Source organism: Pseudomonas sp. G3-19, from assembly GCF_054855875.1.
In genome coordinates this window covers 2,305,328-2,322,072 of sequence record NZ_JBMPIQ010000003.1, presented here as the reverse complement: position 1 = coordinate 2,322,072, position 16,745 = coordinate 2,305,328, and the positions used below count along the sequence as shown (strand labels likewise).

14 protein-coding genes are annotated in these 16,745 nt (G+C 61.2%); 5 read left to right on the top strand and 9 right to left on the bottom strand.

Annotated features, from left to right (window positions below; translation table 11 throughout):
• Window positions 1-65 precede the first annotated feature (65 nt).
• From msrB to ACOYXI_RS10635, 3 genes are all read left to right on the top strand, one after another.
• Window positions 66-461, top strand: a complete 396-nt coding sequence (msrB, locus tag ACOYXI_RS10645; protein ID WP_027613436.1) for a peptide-methionine (R)-S-oxide reductase MsrB — start codon at window positions 66-68, stop codon at window positions 459-461.
• Window positions 462-562: 101 nt separating this feature from the next.
• Window positions 563-1,048, top strand: coding sequence for a glutathione peroxidase (locus ACOYXI_RS10640; protein WP_027613435.1), 486 nt, complete (start codon window positions 563-565; stop codon window positions 1,046-1,048).
• Window positions 1,045-1,506 (top strand): MarR family winged helix-turn-helix transcriptional regulator, encoded by a 462-nt coding sequence (locus tag ACOYXI_RS10635; RefSeq protein ID WP_027613434.1) that lies wholly within the window; start codon window positions 1,045-1,047, stop codon window positions 1,504-1,506. Before ACOYXI_RS10640 ends, ACOYXI_RS10635 begins: the two co-directional genes overlap by 4 nt.
• On the opposite strand, the gene ACOYXI_RS10630 is transcribed toward ACOYXI_RS10635, so the two are convergent.
• Window positions 1,490-3,811: a hybrid sensor histidine kinase/response regulator gene (locus ACOYXI_RS10630; protein WP_135296285.1), complete on the bottom strand. Its 2,322-nt coding sequence runs from the start codon at window positions 3,809-3,811 to the stop codon at window positions 1,490-1,492. The genes ACOYXI_RS10635 and ACOYXI_RS10630 overlap by 17 nt on opposite strands.
• A gap of 165 nt (window positions 3,812-3,976) precedes the next feature.
• On the opposite strand from ACOYXI_RS10630, the gene ACOYXI_RS10625 reads away from it, so the two are divergent.
• A complete protein-coding gene (locus tag ACOYXI_RS10625) occupies window positions 3,977-4,867 on the top strand; it encodes an ATP-binding protein (RefSeq protein ID WP_098964890.1) in 891 nt (296 codons plus the stop codon).
• Window positions 4,864-5,346 carry a GAF domain-containing protein gene (locus ACOYXI_RS10620; RefSeq protein ID WP_123587425.1) on the top strand — a complete coding sequence of 161 codons (483 nt, stop codon included), beginning with the start codon at window positions 4,864-4,866 and terminating at the stop codon, window positions 5,344-5,346. The genes ACOYXI_RS10625 and ACOYXI_RS10620 overlap by 4 nt, the downstream gene beginning before the upstream one ends.
• On the opposite strand, the gene ACOYXI_RS10615 is transcribed toward ACOYXI_RS10620, so the two are convergent.
• From ACOYXI_RS10615 to ACOYXI_RS10580, 8 genes are all read right to left on the bottom strand, one after another.
• Complete coding sequence (locus ACOYXI_RS10615; protein ID WP_461674821.1) at window positions 5,347-8,292, bottom strand: HD domain-containing phosphohydrolase; 2,946 nt, start codon at window positions 8,290-8,292, stop codon at window positions 5,347-5,349. It lies immediately after the preceding gene.
• A 48-nt stretch (window positions 8,293-8,340) separates the two neighbouring features.
• The gene (locus ACOYXI_RS10610) at window positions 8,341-11,982 is read right to left on the bottom strand and encodes a transporter substrate-binding domain-containing protein (RefSeq protein WP_461674820.1); all 3,642 of its coding nucleotides are present in this window, start codon (window positions 11,980-11,982) and stop codon (window positions 8,341-8,343) included.
• Window positions 11,983-11,990: 8 nt separating this feature from the next.
• Entirely contained in the window at window positions 11,991-12,617 is a 627-nt protein-coding gene (locus ACOYXI_RS10605; protein WP_098964885.1) for a response regulator transcription factor, read from the bottom strand.
• A 350-nt stretch (window positions 12,618-12,967) separates the two neighbouring features.
• Entirely contained in the window at window positions 12,968-14,296 is a 1,329-nt protein-coding gene (locus tag ACOYXI_RS10600; RefSeq protein ID WP_003226741.1) for a deoxyguanosinetriphosphate triphosphohydrolase, read from the bottom strand.
• Window positions 14,297-14,372: 76 nt separating this feature from the next.
• Window positions 14,373-15,536, bottom strand: a complete 1,164-nt coding sequence (locus tag ACOYXI_RS10595; RefSeq protein ID WP_096794968.1) for an EAL domain-containing protein — start codon at window positions 15,534-15,536, stop codon at window positions 14,373-14,375.
• Window positions 15,537-15,660: 124 nt separating this feature from the next.
• On the bottom strand, window positions 15,661-15,999 hold the full coding sequence (locus tag ACOYXI_RS10590) for a hypothetical protein (RefSeq protein WP_027613426.1): 339 nt from the start codon (window positions 15,997-15,999) through the stop codon (window positions 15,661-15,663).
• Entirely contained in the window at window positions 15,996-16,382 is a 387-nt protein-coding gene (locus ACOYXI_RS10585; RefSeq protein WP_027613425.1) for a phage holin family protein, read from the bottom strand. The genes ACOYXI_RS10590 and ACOYXI_RS10585 overlap by 4 nt, the downstream gene beginning before the upstream one ends.
• A gap of 2 nt (window positions 16,383-16,384) precedes the next feature.
• Window positions 16,385-16,699: an ElaB/YgaM/YqjD family protein gene (locus ACOYXI_RS10580; protein WP_003226733.1), complete on the bottom strand. Its 315-nt coding sequence runs from the start codon at window positions 16,697-16,699 to the stop codon at window positions 16,385-16,387.
• Between the last annotated feature and the right edge of the window lie 46 nt (window positions 16,700-16,745).

The window sequence follows — 16,745 nt, the reverse complement described above, 5'->3', positions numbered from 1 at the left end:
CATACGTGCCACCCGATCCGTGGAAAAGGTACAGATCGGGCTTTTTCAGCCGCTGAGGTGTGATGATGGAAAAGTTGGAAAAAACCCTGGAAGAATGGCGGGCGATGCTCGACCCCGAGCAGTACAACGTGTGCCGTCTCAGTGCGACCGAACGGCCGTTTTCCGGCAAATACAACGACACCAAAACCGACGGTGTCTATCACTGCGTCTGCTGCAATGAGCCGCTGTTCGACTCCACGACCAAATTCGATTCCGGCTGCGGCTGGCCAAGCTTTTACGCGCCGATCGGCGAAAGCGCCATGACCGAGATTCGCGATACCAGCCACGGCATGATCCGCACCGAGGTCAAATGCGCCCGCTGCGACGCGCATCTGGGTCACGTGTTCCCCGATGGCCCGCCACCGACCGGCCTGCGTTATTGCATCAACTCGGTGTGCCTGAATCTCGAGCCGCGCGAGTAAGCGGACCGGCGACCTGCGGGTCGCCTTTCGGATAATTAAATTGCACACAATTTAATTGCTCGCTATGTTTGGCCTTTCCCGATAACCCGTGGAGCCGTCTCATGAGCGACAACCTGCTGAATATCCCTGTCACCACCATCAAGGGTGAGCAAAAGACCCTGGCCGATTTTGCCGGCAAAGCGGTGTTGGTGGTCAACACCGCCAGCAAATGCGGCTTCACCCCGCAATACAAAGGCCTGGAAGAGCTGTGGCAGACCTACAAGGATCAGGGCCTGGTGGTATTGGGATTCCCGTGCAATCAGTTCGGCAAGCAGGAGCCGGGTAACGAGGGGGCGATCAGCGAGTTCTGTGAGCTGAATTACGGCGTGAGCTTCCCGCTGTTCAAGAAGATCGACGTCAACGGTTCTGACGCGCATCCGCTGTTCGTGCAGTTGAAAAAGCGCGCTCCGGGTTTGCTCGGCTCCGAGGGCATCAAGTGGAACTTCACCAAGTTCCTGATCGGCAAGGATGGGCAACTGGTCAAGCGTTTCGCCCCGACCACCAAGCCGCAGGACATCAGCGGCGAGATCGAAGCCCTGCTCAAATGAACAGCCTGCCCGACGATTCGCTGAAGCTCGACAGTCAGTTGTGCTTCAAGTTGTACGCCGCGTCCCGGGCGGTGATTCGCGCTTACAAGCCGATGCTCGATCAACTCGGCCTGACCTACCCGCAGTACCTGGCGATGCTGGTGCTGTGGGAGTGGCAGGACAGTGCACCGGAGCAACCGACGGTCAAGGCGTTGGGCGAGCGCCTGGCGCTGGACTCCGGCACCCTGACGCCGTTGCTCAAGCGTCTTGAACAATTGCAGTGGGTGCAGCGCCAGCGTTCGGCGCGCGACGAGCGTGAAGTGCATCTGAGCCTGACCGCGCAAGGCCAAGCGCTGCGCGAGCAGGTCGGGCCGCTCAAGGCCCGGTTGTTGTGCGACAGCGGGGTGGATCTTGATCGGCTCAACGATTTGCGCAATGGCCTCGATCATCTGCTGGGGCAGATCAAAGCGCTGACGTAGCCGGCATCCACTGGTCGAGCAGGGCCGCCAGCTCTTCGCGGCGGAACGGCTTGGCCAGGTAATCGCTCATGCCGGCCGCACGGCAGCGCTCGCGTTCCTCGGACATGGCGTTGGCGGTCAGCGCGACGATCGGCAAATGCGGCCAGCGCCCGCTCTGGCGGATCTGCCGGCTCGCTTCGTAGCCGTCCATCACCGGCATGTTGCAGTCCATCAGCACCAGATCGAACTCATCGTGCTCCAGTTGATCCAGCGCCTCGGCACCGTGGGCAGCGACCACCACGTCGCAACCGAGCTTGCCGAGCATGCCTTTGGCCACCAGTTGATTGACCGGATTGTCCTCCACCAGCAGCACCTTTCCGCGCCGCCGGACCGGCTGGCTCTCGAGGCGCGCATCGTTGCTCGTGGTGACATCGGCCAGCAGAATGCGCCGCAGGATCTGGTACAGCGCGTTGCGTGCCAGCGGTCGGGCTTGTTGCTGCAATGGCGCCAGCGCGGCGGCTTCTTCGCCGGGCATGAAACTGCCATAAGCGGTTACGACGAGGATCGGTGCGCTGATGGTCGGGCGCAGACTGAACAGGCATTCCGGGCAATCGGTGATCAGCAGATCGGGTGACAGGCCCAGCAACGGGTCATCCATGGTGCGCTGTTCATAGCTCACGCCCCACACTGGCAACAATGTCTTGAGCAGTTCTGCCAAGCCGCTGCTGGCCGCGGTGATCGCCAGCACCTTGCCGTGCAGTGGCGGCGGCATGACCGCCCGGGTGTGACACGGCAGTGGCAGGTCGGCACAGAACTGACTGCCGAAACCGGCCTCGGAACTGATGGTCAGCCGGCCTTGCATGGCCTCGCACAGGTTGTAGGTCAACGCCAGACCGAGACCGGTGCCGCCGTACTGCCGGGTGATGCCGGCACCGGCCTGGGTGAACGGCTGGAAGATTTTCACCTGGGCATCCTGAGCGATGCCGATGCCGGTGTCGCAGACTTCGATGCGCACCCCGTCCTTGTGGGCGGACAGGCGCACATCGACCCGGCCGAAGCGGGTGAACTTCAGGGCATTGGACAGCAGGTTGCTGACGATTTGCCGTACCCGGGTCGGATCCCCCAGCACCAGCGCGGGGAAGTGCGGGTCGATCAGGCAAGTCAGCTCGACGCTCGGCGCGGCGTTCTGCGACAGCAGGTTGGCGGTGTCCTCGATCAGCGAGCCGAGGTCGAACGGGATGTGTTCGAGCTCCAGTTGCCCGGCATCGAACTTGGACAGGTCGAGAATATCGTTAAGCAGCTCGACCAGCACCTTGCCCGAGTCATGGGCAATCGACAGTTGCTGTTGCTGCTCGGCATTCAGCGGCCCGTCGAGGGACAGGGCGATCATCCCCAGCAGGCCGTTGAGCGGGGTGCGGATCTCGTGGCTCATGTTGGCGAGGAATGCCGAGCGCGCTTCGGCCATGTCCAGTGCGGTGCTGCGAGCGACTTCCAGTTCTTCGTTGGACTGGCTGAGCCGGGTGTTGATGGCCTTGAGCTCGGCGGTGCGGGCCGAGACGATGTGCTCCAGTTGCCCGAGGTAATCGGTGAGGCGGTTTTCCGCGTTGCGCCGTTGCTGGATTTCCGTGGCGATGTTGTCGAACTGCTGGTTGGCGACTTTGACCAGTACGCCGATCTCGTCATTGGCGTGGCCAGCCGGACATTCCAGGGTCGTCGGTTCTGCGCTGCGTGCGTCACGCGCGCTGAGTTCCCGGATCAGGCGCACCAGTGGCTTGGTCAGCATCACGTAGAACAGCGCCAACAGGATGCCAGTGAGAATCAGGCTGCGGGCAAAGCCGTTGAGCAGGGTGACTTCGGCGCGGCGCAGAAACCGGCTGCCGAACGCGTAGGTATCGACCTCCAGACTCAGCGTGCCCAGTGATTCCTCGGGCAGGTGGTCGAGGTATAGGCGGTCTTCGAACTGGCGCTTGGCACCGAACAGAAAGTCGCTGATCACCCGGTAACCGCTTTGCAGCTCCGGGCGCTTGACGTTGGCCAGGACGTTGCCGTTGTTGTCGGTCAGTTGCGCCGAGATGATCGCCGGCGAACGCAACAGGCCCAGGGTCAGTTCCTGCGCCAGTTCCGCATCGATGTTGTAGGCGATTCGCGACGCCGGATTGTGGCTGATTTCCAGCAAAGACAGGATTTCACGGTTGATGGAGGCGTCTTCACTGGCATAATCGATGCCGATTTGCAGCAGGCTGAGCAGCGTGCCCAGAACGAACCCGACCAGCACCGTGAATCTGGCTTGCTTGTATGACAGCCGGTGGGTGAATTTGATATCCATGGGGTGTTGAACCACTTCCGTTTCCCTTCGCTGCTCAAGCATAGTCGATCATGTATGGATACCGAGGTTCCCGAAGCGCCTTGTAACAAGGCTTGAACGGGGATTGAGATCTGTCTGTCGTCGCTGGATCGACATCATCACTGTGAACGTGCCCGAGGAGAAGACGTGGATTCCCGATTGAATGCTTTTCTTGAACGCGCCGAGTCGGTTCTGGCGCGGATCGAACCCTTGCTGCCGGCGCCGCGTCCGCTGATCGACTGGGAAACCTGCCTGGCCGCGCGCTGGCAGCGTGACGGGCGCAGCGGCTATTTGCTGCCACTGGAAGTCAGCCTCGACATGCGCCTGTCCGACTTGATTGGTGTCGACCGTCAGTTAGAACAACTGGGCCGCAACACTCAGCAGTTTCTCGACGGCATGCCGGCCAACCATGCGCTGCTCTGGGGCTCGCGCGGCACCGGTAAATCGTCGCTGGTGCGCGCGCTGCTGGCCGAACACGCCAAGGCCGGCCTGCGTTTGATCGAAATCGAGCGCGACCATCTGGCCGACCTGCCGCGCGTGGTCGAGCAGATCGGCAAACTGCCGCAACGCTTCGTGCTGTTCTGCGATGACCTGTCGTTCGAATCCGGCGAAAGCGATTATCGCGTGCTGAAAAGCGTGCTCGACGGCTCGCTCGAACAGGCCCCGGACAACGTTCTGCTGTACGCCACTTCCAACCGCCGCCATCTGGTGCCGGAAAAGGAAAGCGACAACGAAAACTGGAAACGCGTCGATGGCGAGCTGCATCCGAGTGAGGCGGTGGAAGACAAGATCGCCTTGTCCGACCGTTTCGGCCTGTGGCTGTCGTTCTATCCGTTTACCCAGGAACATTTCCTCAACGTCGTCGAACACTGGATCGGCCAGTTGGCCGCCAAGGCCGGCTTGAGCTGGCAGCGCGACGAAGAGCTCGACATCCTCGCCGTGCGCTGGGCAACCGGGCGCGGCAATCGCAACGGACGTTGCGCGTACCAATTCGCCCGTTACTGGGTGGGACTGAAATTGCTGGAGCACAAGGCATGATTGATTTGCAACAAAGCGGCCAGGGCCTCGAAGGCTATGGCATGTTGGCCGCACAACTGGAATCGCTGCTGGCGGACGAGCGCGATTTCATCGCCAACGCCGCGCAGTTTTCGGCGTTCCTGTTCAACCAGCTCGACGATTTGAACTGGGCCGGTTTCTACCTCAATCGCAACGAAGAACTGGTGCTTGGCCCGTTTCAGGGGCAGATCGCCTGTGTGCGCATTCCGTTCGGTCGCGGTGTATGTGGCGCGGCAGCGGCCAGTCGGCAGACCCAGCGCGTTGAAGACGTGCATGCGTTCCCCGGTCATATCGCTTGCGACAGCGCCTCCAACAGCGAGCTGGTAGTGCCGCTGGTCAAGGACGGTCGGCTGATCGGCGTACTTGATCTCGACAGCCCGAAACTTGCACGTTTCGGCACCGCCGATCAGGCCGGAATCGAGCAACTGGCGGCGATTTTCCTGCGTCTGACCGACTGCTGATCAGGCACTCAGGCCAGCCTTGCGCAGCAGGCTGGCCGGATCCACCACATCGATCTGGCGCGGATCGAGAAACCGTGCGGCGTACTGCATGTACACCCCATCGTTGATGAACAGCGCAAACAGCTCGGGGTCGATGTGCGCCTCGCGGGACATGGTGGCCATGATCCCCAGCGCCTCGTTCAAGGATTTGGCCTTCTTGTACGGTCGATCCGCCGCTGTCAGTGCCTCGAAAATATCGGCAATCGCCATCATCCGTGCCGGCAGGCTCATGTCCTCGCGCTTCAGGCGTTTGGGATAACCGCTGCCGTCCATCTTTTCGTGATGCCCACCGGCGATTTCCGCAACGCTGTCCAGGTGCCCGGGGAAGGGTAGGTGGCTGAGCATCAGGATCGTCTGCACCATGTGGTGATTGATGATGTAGCGCTCTTCGCGGGTCAGCGTGCCCCGGGCAATGCTCAGGTTGTACAGTTCGCCGCGATTGTATTTGTAACGCGGCACATCCAGTTTGAACCCCCACGGATTGTCTTCCGGAATCAGTTCGCTGTCGGCGCGTTCGATCAGGTGTTCGGGCTTGTCCGCCAGCAGTGGCTCGCTGACTGGCAGATTCGCCGCCGGCGTTTGCGCCTGGCGGCGGTTTTCCTCCCATGACACCCCCAGGCGATCATCGAGGGTGCGCATCCAGCGCCGCTCGGCAATGCGTTCAAGACGTTGCAGATCGGCGGGCGCCATGGCCTCACCGCCCAGATTGCAGCGGGCAACGAAGGCAAAGTCGTCATCCAGTTGCGTCAGCGTGGCGTCACGCAGTTCGCTCAGTTGCGCCGCGTTGCCGCCCAGTGCGATCGCCTGCCAGTAACTGATCCAGGCATCGCGCTTGAGCACTTCGAAACGGGTGCGGATTTCGTGGATGCGATCGTTGAGGGTTTCCAGTTTGGTCGCCTTGTCGACGACATACTCCGGCGTCGTGACTTTGCCGCAATCGTGCAGCCAGGCCGCAATGTGCAGGGCTTCCCATTCGTCTTCGCTCGGTTGGTAGCTCTGGAACGCCGGCGCCTGGCTGGCGGCCGCGGCCTGCGCGAGCATCAGGGTCAGTTCCGGCACGCGCTGGCAGTGGCCACCGGTGTACGGGCTCTTGGCGTCGATGGCGCCTGCCAGTAACTGGATGAACGCATCGAGCAACTGTTTCTGCTTCGCTTGCAGGCGCTGACTTTCGATACTCACCGCCGCCGCACCAGACACGGCTTGCAGGAAGCCGATGCGGTCCGGGCGCAGTTTTTCCAGGTCCTGAGCGCTGCCGCTGTCGTTGATCAGCAGAAGCAACAGGCCGATGGTTTCGTTGTGCCGATTACGCAGGCGGATGCCGATCAGGTGGATGCGCGGCGACTGCATGGCCAACAGGACTTTCTGCAAGTCCCCGGCCTGCTCGAAGCCAAGGCTGCTGACCACGTTGTCAGCGTTGATCAGTTGCTGGAACCACGCCGGCCCTTGATCGGCCAGGAGATCCCGGCCCAGCACAGCGAACTCGCCCGGCTCGTGCGAGGCGCCATCAATGACCAGTCCGTAAGGCTCCATCCGGTTGCCATCGCTTTCGCGCAGATAGATCAACCCCGCCTGCGCCTGGGCGATCTGCACCGTTTCGAACAGCACCCGTTGCAGCAGCGGGGCGAAGCGGGTTTCGGCGCAGAGGCTGTCGGTGATGCGGAAGAAACTGGCGAGCGTGTCCTTCATGCGCGCCATCGACAGGCTCAACTGGTCAACCTCCAGCACCGGCGAGCGGCGGGTGACCGGAAAGTTGAAATCGAAACTGCGGATCGCGTCGGCTTCCTTGACCAGCGCGTGCAACGGTTTGACCAGAATCCGCGAGATCAGCCAGCCCAGCGGCAGGCACAGCAGCAAGATCGCCAAGGTGATCAGCGCGCCTTGCCAGCGCATGCGGTAGGCATCGGCAAGCAGTTCGTCCTCGGGCACCAGCAGGGCCATCTGCAAACCTTTCGGCCCGCCTTCCTGCAGGGTGCTGCGGGCGACGATCCAGTGGCGGCCATTGACGTCGAGCCGTTTGCCCGGATGGGCGGTGGACAGCAACGCGTGCAGATTCGGACTGAGGTCGGCCGCTTTGGCCAGGCGTGCGCTGCTGCCGTCGACGATCAGCCGGCTGCTGTCCGGATAGGCCACGGCATTGCCATCGGCATCGAACAACACGATTTCGGTCGAGGGGGTGACCACATGCTTGGTCAAGGTGGCCGAGAGTGCCTCCAAAGTCAGATCGGCACCGATCACACTGGTTGCGCTGCTGCGTCGGGCCAGGGTGGTGCCCACATTGTGCGTGGAGAAAAATACATAGGGTTCGGTGGTGATCTGATCGCCCTGTTGCAGGGCGTTGCTGTACCAGTTGCGGGTACGCGGGTCGTAGCGGTCGTCGGGATTGGTGTCGCGTCCGACAGGCGTCAGCGTCTGGTCGAAGAACAGTGACTGCGACAATACGGTGCCGCTGGCGTCGTGCTCGATGCTCCAGACCTGATAGACCGCTGTTGGTGGTGCCTTGAGCAGGGTTTTCAGCGCGCTGGTGCGCAAGGGCCGGACCATGAAGAAATCGCCGTTGCCGTACCCCAGATACAGCGAGGCGAGATCGGTGTTGTCCTTGAGCGACTGACTGAACGGCTTGAGCAGCGCCAGACGCTGTTGCAGGTTCGGCGCCTCGGCCGCCTGATTGTCGGCCAGCAGGCTCAGCAGGTGCCGGATCGGTTCGTAGGTTGAATGCAGGTCCAGGCGCACATCCTGTTCGATGCGATTGAACAGGTTTTCACTGCTCGACAGGATGATCCGGGTGGTCTGGCGATAGTTGAACAACCCCAGCACGACGCCTGTGAGCAACAGCAGAAAGGTGAACATGACGCTGATGTGCACGTGCAACGGGAACCGGCGTTGATCCGGGCGCAGTGGGCTGGGCATTGCTGACTCTCCATTGAAGTAAACACACTGCTCAGCGTCCAAGCATAGTTAAGGCTCGGTCATTGTGCTTTCTTCGAACGGTTCCAGTTGTTGCCGCAACGCCTGCTCCAGTTCGAGCATGGCTGCGTCGGTGGCCTCGACGCAGCGCACGATGGTCGGTGCGGGCGTTGTCTGCATGCAGGCCTGTTCCAGCGCATCGCAACAGGCGATCAGACGCGAGGCCTGGGCGATCCGGGCGGCGCCTTTGATCTTGTGGGCGACCAGCGCCACTGCCTGACGATCATTGCAGGGGGCCAGGGCTAATAATTCCTCGCGATCGAGACGGCTGCTCTTGAGCAATTGCGTGAGCAGACGCCGGACTTGCAGCGGGTTGCCGCCAGTCAACTGACTCAACCCGTCAAGATTGAACGCCGGTTCAAGCGTCGCGGGCTGCAGACCATTGATCCAGTGGCTCAGTGCGCTGAGGCTCAACGGCTTGAACAGGCAGTCATTCATGCCGGCCTGTTTGCAGCGCTGTACTTCTTCAGGCTGCGCGTTGGCCGTGAAACCCAGCACGGTACACGGAGGGCGGCCAGTGCGTTGTTCCTGCTGGCGGATCGCCTCGGTCAGTTCGTAGCCGTTCATCAACGGCATGTTGCAGTCAGCGATAACCAGGTCGAATGCACCGGTCTGCCATTTCTCGAATCCACTCCGACCCTCTTCGGCGAGGGTGAATCGGTGCCCGAGGAACTCCAGTTGCTGGCACATCAGCAGGCGATTGGCCGGATGATCGTCGACCACCAGAATGTTCAGTGGTGCAGAGGTTTGCAGCACAGGCTCGGTTTTTGCCGTGGTCACCTGGCACGGTAGCGTTTGCAGCGGCAGTGACAGGCAGACCTGGGTGCCGATCCCCGGCTGGCTGCTCAACTGCAGCTGCCCACCCATCATTTCACACAGGTTGCGACAGATCACCAGCCCCAGGCCTGCGCCGCTGCGAGCTTGCTGCCGGCCACTCTCGGTCTGGGCGAACGGCTCGAACAGGCGTTGTTGATCTTCGATGCTGATGCCGACCCCGGTGTCCTGGATCGTCAACTGAACGAGCGAGCATTGGCCCGGCCCGTTGGGCAGCACATCCAGATTGATCCGCACCTGCCCGGACTCAGTGAATTTGATGGCATTGCTGATCAGGTTCGACAGGATCTGCTTGAAGCGCAACGGATCCAGTTCCACGTCGACCTGCAGCCCGGGCGGATTGATGATCAGCGGCAGGAGGAGGTTTTTCTGGCGGGCGAGGCCGCCGAAGATCCTGACCACCGACGCCACTGTTTCGACCAGATTGACCCGTTCCGGGCTCAGGCTCAGGTGCCCGGACTCGATCCGCGCGATATCGAGAATGTCGCCGATCAGGCCCAGCAGATCCTTGGCCGAGCAGTAGGCGGTTTCAATGGAGGAGCGATCCGGAGCCTGATCATTCATGCGTTTGAGCGTCAGTTCGAGCATGCCGATAATGGCATTCATCGGCGTGCGGATTTCGTGGCTCATGGTGGCCAGAAAGGTACTTTTGGCGCGGTTGGCGTTGTCCGCCTGTTCCTTGGCCCGGCGCAGTTCATCGAACAACTGGCGACGTTCACTGATGTCGATCCAGCCGCCGATGATCCCTTGCACATCGCCACTGGAGTCGCGGTACGGCAGGATCCAGTGGTAGATCGTCAAACGCCGGCCACCGATGTGCAGCGGTCGATCGAGCAGCAGAGGCGTGCCTTCGGCCACCACCCGCTGGTAATCCGCCTGGTAGGCCTGGGCTTCGAAGGCGTTGCTCAGGGTGCCCTGCATGACACTTTTGCCGATCACGTCTTCGCGTTTGGCGTTGAAGGCTTCGAGGTAGCTGTCGTTGCAGCTTTGCAGCAGACCCTGGCGGTCGCGCACGTAGATCGGGTGAGGGGTGCCATTGACCAGTGAACGCATGAATTCGAACTGATCGTTGAGTGCCCGTTCGGCGGCCTGGCGTTGCTTGATCTGGCGACGCATGTAGGCGTTCCACAACAGCGACAGCAATAGCAGCAGGCAGGCCGCGCCGATCAATTGGTAAAACAGGCGCTTGTAGTGATGCCAGTTGCTTTGAGCCGCATTGGAGAAACCGCGCCAGCGACTGTTGATGACCCCCAGTTCCTCCGGTGTGATGCTCAGCAGCGCCTTGTCGAGGATCGAGCCCAGTTCGGCATTGTCACGGGCGCTGGCCAGCGAGAAGGCCGCCTGACGTGTGCCCAGGGTGGTGGTGATCTGCAACTGATGTTCGAAGATCCGCGATGAAATCAGATAATTGGCAATCACCAGCGAGGCGACGGCGCCATCGGCCTTGCCTTCGGCAAGCAAGGTTGCGGCACCGAAAGTGTCGGAGGTTTCGATCAGGTGGATGTTGGGGAATTCGCGGCGCAGGTAATCAGCCATGGGACTGCCTTGGGCAATCGCCAGGTATCGGTTCTTGAGCTGGGTGGGATGTGTCGGGCTGTCAGCGGATTTGCGCGTCAGCAGGACGAAGGAGTTTTCCAGATAGGGACGGCTGAATTGCAGGGTCTTTTCCCGTTGGGGGCTGGGTAGCAACGCGGCGATCAGATCCGCCCGATGTTGATTGATCTGCTCGATCATTTCTCCGTCACTGCGGCTGCGGACCAGTTCGAAGCGCAGGCCGGTACGCAGGCGCAGCAGTTCGAGCAGGTCGGCAGTGATGCCCCGCAGGTTGCCGTCGCTGTCGAAGAATGTCAGCGGCGCGAACGCCTCGTTGACGACGACGCGTAGCACCGGGTGCTGTTTGAGCCACTGTTCTTCGTGGTGGGTCAATTGCAGCTTCTGGTCGGTCAGCAGAATGTCGCTGCCGGCGCTCCAGCGCTTGGCGATGTTGTCCCGTTCGCTGGCCGGTATGGCTTGCAGCACGGTGTTGATGATCGCCAGCAGTTGCGGGTTGTCGGCGTGAACGGCGAAGCTGAAACCATGGGCTTCCTGTTTGCCGAAATTGGCCATGCGAATGTTGTTCAGATAACCCTTGTTGATCATGTAGTGGGTGGAAATGGTGTCACCCAGAAACACGTCAGCCTGATCGAAAGCCACCGCGTTGATTGCGTTTTGATAGGAGGGATAGGACGTCAGGATGGCTTTGGGATACTGCGCCTTGACCTCATCCTGGGGCAGATAGTGATAGACCATGCTCAGCCGCAGACCGGCCAGGCCTTCAGTCAGCGAGCGGGTCTCGCCTTCGCGGGTAACCAGAACCGGCTGATCGATGGCGTAGGGCGTTGAAAGCAGGATATTTGCGTTACTGGCCTCGAAACCGTTGGCCGTACCGAGCATGTCGACCTGACCTGCAATCAACGCCTGCAAGGCGGCTTCCCGTGAGGCAAAGCGCTGGACCCGGATTGGCAACCCGACAGCCTGTTCGAGCAGACCGGCGTAGTCGGCGGTAAAACCTTCGTAATCACGACCGCTGGCGGTCATGTCGAACGGCGGATAGTCCGGCGCGGAAGTGCCCAGTACCAGTTCGCGGCGACTCTCCAGCCATTGCCGTTGCGCGGGTTCAAGGGACACGGATGGCGCTTCGTGGCCCGAGCGGCTGCGCAGCACATAATCTTGCGCGGTGACGAAGCTGGCATGCACCTGAGTCGTCAGGCACAGGCTGACGCAACATAGGGCGAGACAGATCTTTAAACGACTGGGCATTCAGGCTCTCACACTAGCGCGTTGCGTTTGGCCATCTCGATCAGTTCCACCAGAGATCTGGCCTTGAGTTTTTGCATCAGGCGTTTTTTGTAGGTACTGACTGTCTTGTTACTGAGAAACATGCCCTTGGCTATTTCCTTGTTGGTGCGCCCTTGGGCAAATAATTGCAGGACCATCAGCTCGCGGTCGTTGACGGATTTGAATAACTCCAGTTCGGCATAACGCACGTCGTCGAGGCGCACCGGATTCAATGCCTGGCTGGGGAAATAGTTGTAACCGGAAAGTACCGCCTTGATCGCACTGACCAGTTCACTCAAGTCTTCCACTTTGCAAACATAACCGGATGCACCGGACTGCATGCAGCGAATGCCGAACAGCGTCGGGCATTGCGCCGTCAGTACCAGGGTTTTGAGCGGGGTGCCCATGGCGTTGAACCGGGCGAGAACTTCCAGGCCGTCGAGTTTGGGTATGCTGATATCAAGGATGATCAGGTCGGGCATGCATTCGCGGACCATTTGCATGGCATCGACCCCGTTATCGGTTTCGCCGACGACCTTGTAACCTTCATGCTCGAGCAGCATTCGAACGGCAAGTCGGATGACGGGGTGATCATCGACAATAAAAACGGAGTTCATAATCAAATCCCATACGTGCGCGAATAAAGGGCGCACCTTAGCTCAGATAAATGAGCTGCCGCATGAACTCCCGGGGCTGTTGCGGCAATATAGGATAAGTCCTACGCACTAAAAGGAAACCGACTACGACCAAACTCTGTGTCGCGTAAGGAAGTGTTGTGCTGATTTGTTTATCTGAATGTTTTAAGTTGCTTGTCGAACCTTGAATAAACAAGGTTTTGTTTGCGTAGTTGGCTGTTAAACGGATTTACCTTTCAGTCGATCCGTTTGCCTGAGACCACAGAACCGGTTCAATCGAGGCATCGCTCATCCGGGCAGTTGCCTGACCCGGTTGAGCAACTTTTTTTCTGTCAGTGGCTGGAACGCCCGGTCATTTCCAGCGCCATGTCACTGGCGTAGCTGTCGGTCATCCCGGCGATGAAGTCGATCATGCGCAGGAACGAGGTGTGCAGCGGGCCATGGGGATCCGGCGCATTGTTGCCCAGCAGATCGAGGATCCGGCGGCTCTTGAACGACGGCGTGCGGCCGCCATGTTGCTCCAGGGCCGCGCCGCAGAACGCGTTGAGGAGGATTTCCAGGGTGGTGTAGGCGCCGATTTCATGCAGCGTCTTGCGCTTGTCCTGGAAGATTTTCTTGCGGGCGATGTCCTTGGCGTTGAGTACGCAGCGTTTGGCCGGGCCGTGCATGTGTTCCACCAGGTCGCCGTGCAGGGTGCCGGCCAGCAGCGCATCCTGTTGCTCGACGAATGCCCGGGCAGCGGCGTTGGTCAGGTGCTCGATGGCCTTGCCGCGCAGGATCGCCAGTTTGCGTCGACGCGAATCCTGCGGGCCGAGCTGGCGATAGGTTTCCGGGAGATCGTCTCCCACCAGACCGAGCAGCAGCGATTCGACTTCCGCGTACTCCAGCAGCTCCATTTCCAGGCCGTCTTCGAGGTCGATCAGCGCGTAGCAGATGTCGTCGGCAGCCTCCATCAGGTACACCAATGGGTGGCGCGCCCAGCGCTGGTCTTCCAGTTGCGGCAGACCGAGCTTGTGGGCGATCTGCTCCAGCAGCGGCAGTTCGCTCTGATAGCAGCCGAATTTGTGTTTCTTGTAGCCCAGCGAGTCGGCGTGACGTGCGGTCCACGGATACTTCAGATAGGTGCCGAGGGTGGCGTAGGTGAGGCGGGTGCCGCCGTCGAACTGGTGATACTCAAGCTGAGTCAGCACCCGGAAGCCTTGCGCATTGCCTTCGAAATTGAGGAAGTCACCGCGCTCGGCTTCGCTCATGCCGTCGAGCCAGCCGCGCCCGGCCGCCTGCTGGAACCAGTGCCGAATCGCATCTTCACCGGAGTGGCCGAACGGCGGGTTGCCGATGTCATGGGCCAGGCAGGCCGATTGCACGACCATGCCCAGGTCGCTCGGGTCGCACCAGTCGGGCAGGGCGCTGCGCAAGGTTTCACCGACGCGCATGCCCAGCGAGCGCCCGACGCAGCTGACTTCCAGCGAGTGGGTCAGCCGGGTGTGGATGTGGTCGTTACTCGACACCGGATGCACCTGGGTCTTGCGGCCCAGACGGCGGAAGGCACCGGAGAAGATGATGCGGTCGTGGTCTTTGTGGAACGGGCTGCGGCCAAGCTCTTGCGGGCTGTGCAGCGGTTTTCCAAGGCGTTCGCGGTTGAGCAGGGTCTGCCAATCCAAGGCTGGTTCTCTCCGTCGGTGACTGGGATGACTGTTGCCCTAGCTTCCCGGTTCGGCCACACACCTGCAAGCGGAACTACAAGCCCGCGGCATCAATATCGATCAGCAGCAGGCGCTCGCCGTTATCGAAGAACTGCCCGGCGGTCAGGCAATACTGGTTGCTGGTGGCATCGCGGTAGGTGCTGGACAGGGTCAGGCGCCGCTCTTCCCAGCCTTCGGCGAGCAAATGATAGAAGTACGGACGCCATGACCAGTTGTGGCCCAGATAGCGGTTATCGGCGACCCAGCCGTTGTTGCGCCATTCGAGGTTGGGCGTGAGTTGGGTGCCGTGACGGTCGCATTGGTAAAACCGCAGCAACCACGGGAAGGCTTCGAGTTGCGGCAGCGCACTCAGCGGCGCGTGGGCCTGAGCCCAGCTCTGGAGGATCGCCATCAGTTCGCCGAGTTGCTGGCGCATCTGCATCAGGCGCCCGCGTTCGGCCAGTTTCTGCCGCACGTAACGCTGGCGCAGTTCGGCGAAGCGCTGCACGAAGGCGTCGGTCGGATAAAACGCCTCCTGCGCCCGGGCGAACAGGAAACCCTGAACGTAGCGCGAACCGCATTCCAGGGCGAAATTGAGCTGGGCCTCGGTTTCCACGCCTTCGGCGATGATCCAGCAGCCGGTTTTTTCGGCCATTTGCGCCAGAGCCTTGACCACGTCACTGCTCGGCCCGCCCAACGCGGCGGCCTGAAACAGGCGCATGTCGAGTTTGAGAATGTCCGGCTGCAACGCCAGCACCCGATCGAGCTGCGAGTAACCGGCGCCGAAGTCATCGATGGCGATCCGCGCTCCGGCCTCGCGATAGCGCGCGACCACTTCGGCCAGACGCTGACCATTGCCGCCCAGTTCAGTGATCTCGAACACGATGCGTTGCGGATCGACGCCGTGGCGCAGCATCTGCTTGAGGCTGGGCAGCGGTTGATCGGCGCGCAGGCGACTGATCCAGCGCGGCGACATGTTCAGGCTGAGAAACCACTCGGCGGGGGCTTCATGCAGTCGGCTCAGGGCGTTGTCGCGGATCTGCCGGTCGAGCCGGCGCAGGGCGATGGCGGGTGTGCGTGGGTCGGCAAACAACGGCCCGACCGAGGCCAGTTGGCCGTCAGGCTGGCGCAGGCGACCCAATGCTTCGACGCCTGCAATACGTCCGGTGGCGGTATCGATGAAAGGTTGAAAGCAGGCGAGCGGTTGCCCGTCGATCACGGGGCCTCCTTAGTCGTTCTTGTTCTGGATGAACCCCGCCGACCGGGTAGGCGCGCGGGATTGAACCTCCGGGTAAAGAGGTTCATCCCGCGGATATTGCAAGAATGTAGCCAGATGCGTCGGCTTAGCGTTTGCCCGAACTCTGCATGACCAGTTTGATCAGTGGCCCGAGGCTGGTGCCCAGCCGTATCAGCCGGGTCAGCCCGCCAACACCGCCGCTTTTTGCGCCTTTGCCGGTGATGAAGCCCAGCAGGGTGACGGCGGCCACGCCCCAAAGCGGCGCGTGCTTGATGCCGAAGCCGCCTTGCAGGTTTTGCGTCATGCCGCGCATGCGCTGCAAGGGCTGCAGCACTTGCCCGGCTTCGTGGCGGATTTCCTGACGATGCATTTCCATGCGCAGGCGGATCAGCGCCTTGCGCATTTCCCGGCGCGAGCTGTTGTGTGGCAGTTCAGGCAGGCTCATGGCAGCAGGCGCTCCCGATCATTGGCCAATTCTTCCAGCGTGCCGTGGAAGGGCGAGGATTCATCGAAGACTGCTGCCTTGAGACGCAGCCCGCAGAAAGCGGCCGCCAGGGTGTAGAACACGCACAGGCCGATGATCGCTGCCAGACGATAGGTATCCCAGAACACGATCAGCACCAGCGTCGACAGACCCACCAGCAACAGCAGGGCAAACACCAGCGCCAGCCCTGCGAACAGCAACAGGCTGACGGTGCGTGATTTCTGCTCCTGCAATTCGATGCCGAACAGTTCGACATGGCTGTGCAGCAAGCCGAGAACAGCGGCGCCCAGACGCCGCGTGGAAGAGGAGGTGCCCGACCCCAGGCCGGATTCGCCGATCGACATGATCAGCGCCGAGTGGCCAGCAGGCCAATCAGAAAGCCCACGCCGGCGGCGATACCCACTGATTGCCAAGGGTTGGCCGACACATAATCTTCGGTGGCGGTGACGGCAGCCTGGCCGCGATCACGCAGGGTGTCTTCGGTCAGCTTCAGGGTTTCCCGGGCGCGCAGCAGGCTGTCGTGGATCTGATCACGCAGCTCATCGGCCTGATCGCCCGCCAGGGACGCGGTGTGTTCGAGCAGCCGCTCGGTGTCGGCGACCAGAGTCTGGAAGTCGTTCATCAGGATTTCTTGAGCAGTCTTTGCCTTGATGCTGGCCATGGGTGGATCTCCGTAAGTGACGTCTGAAGCGTTCGAGTATGAGCCT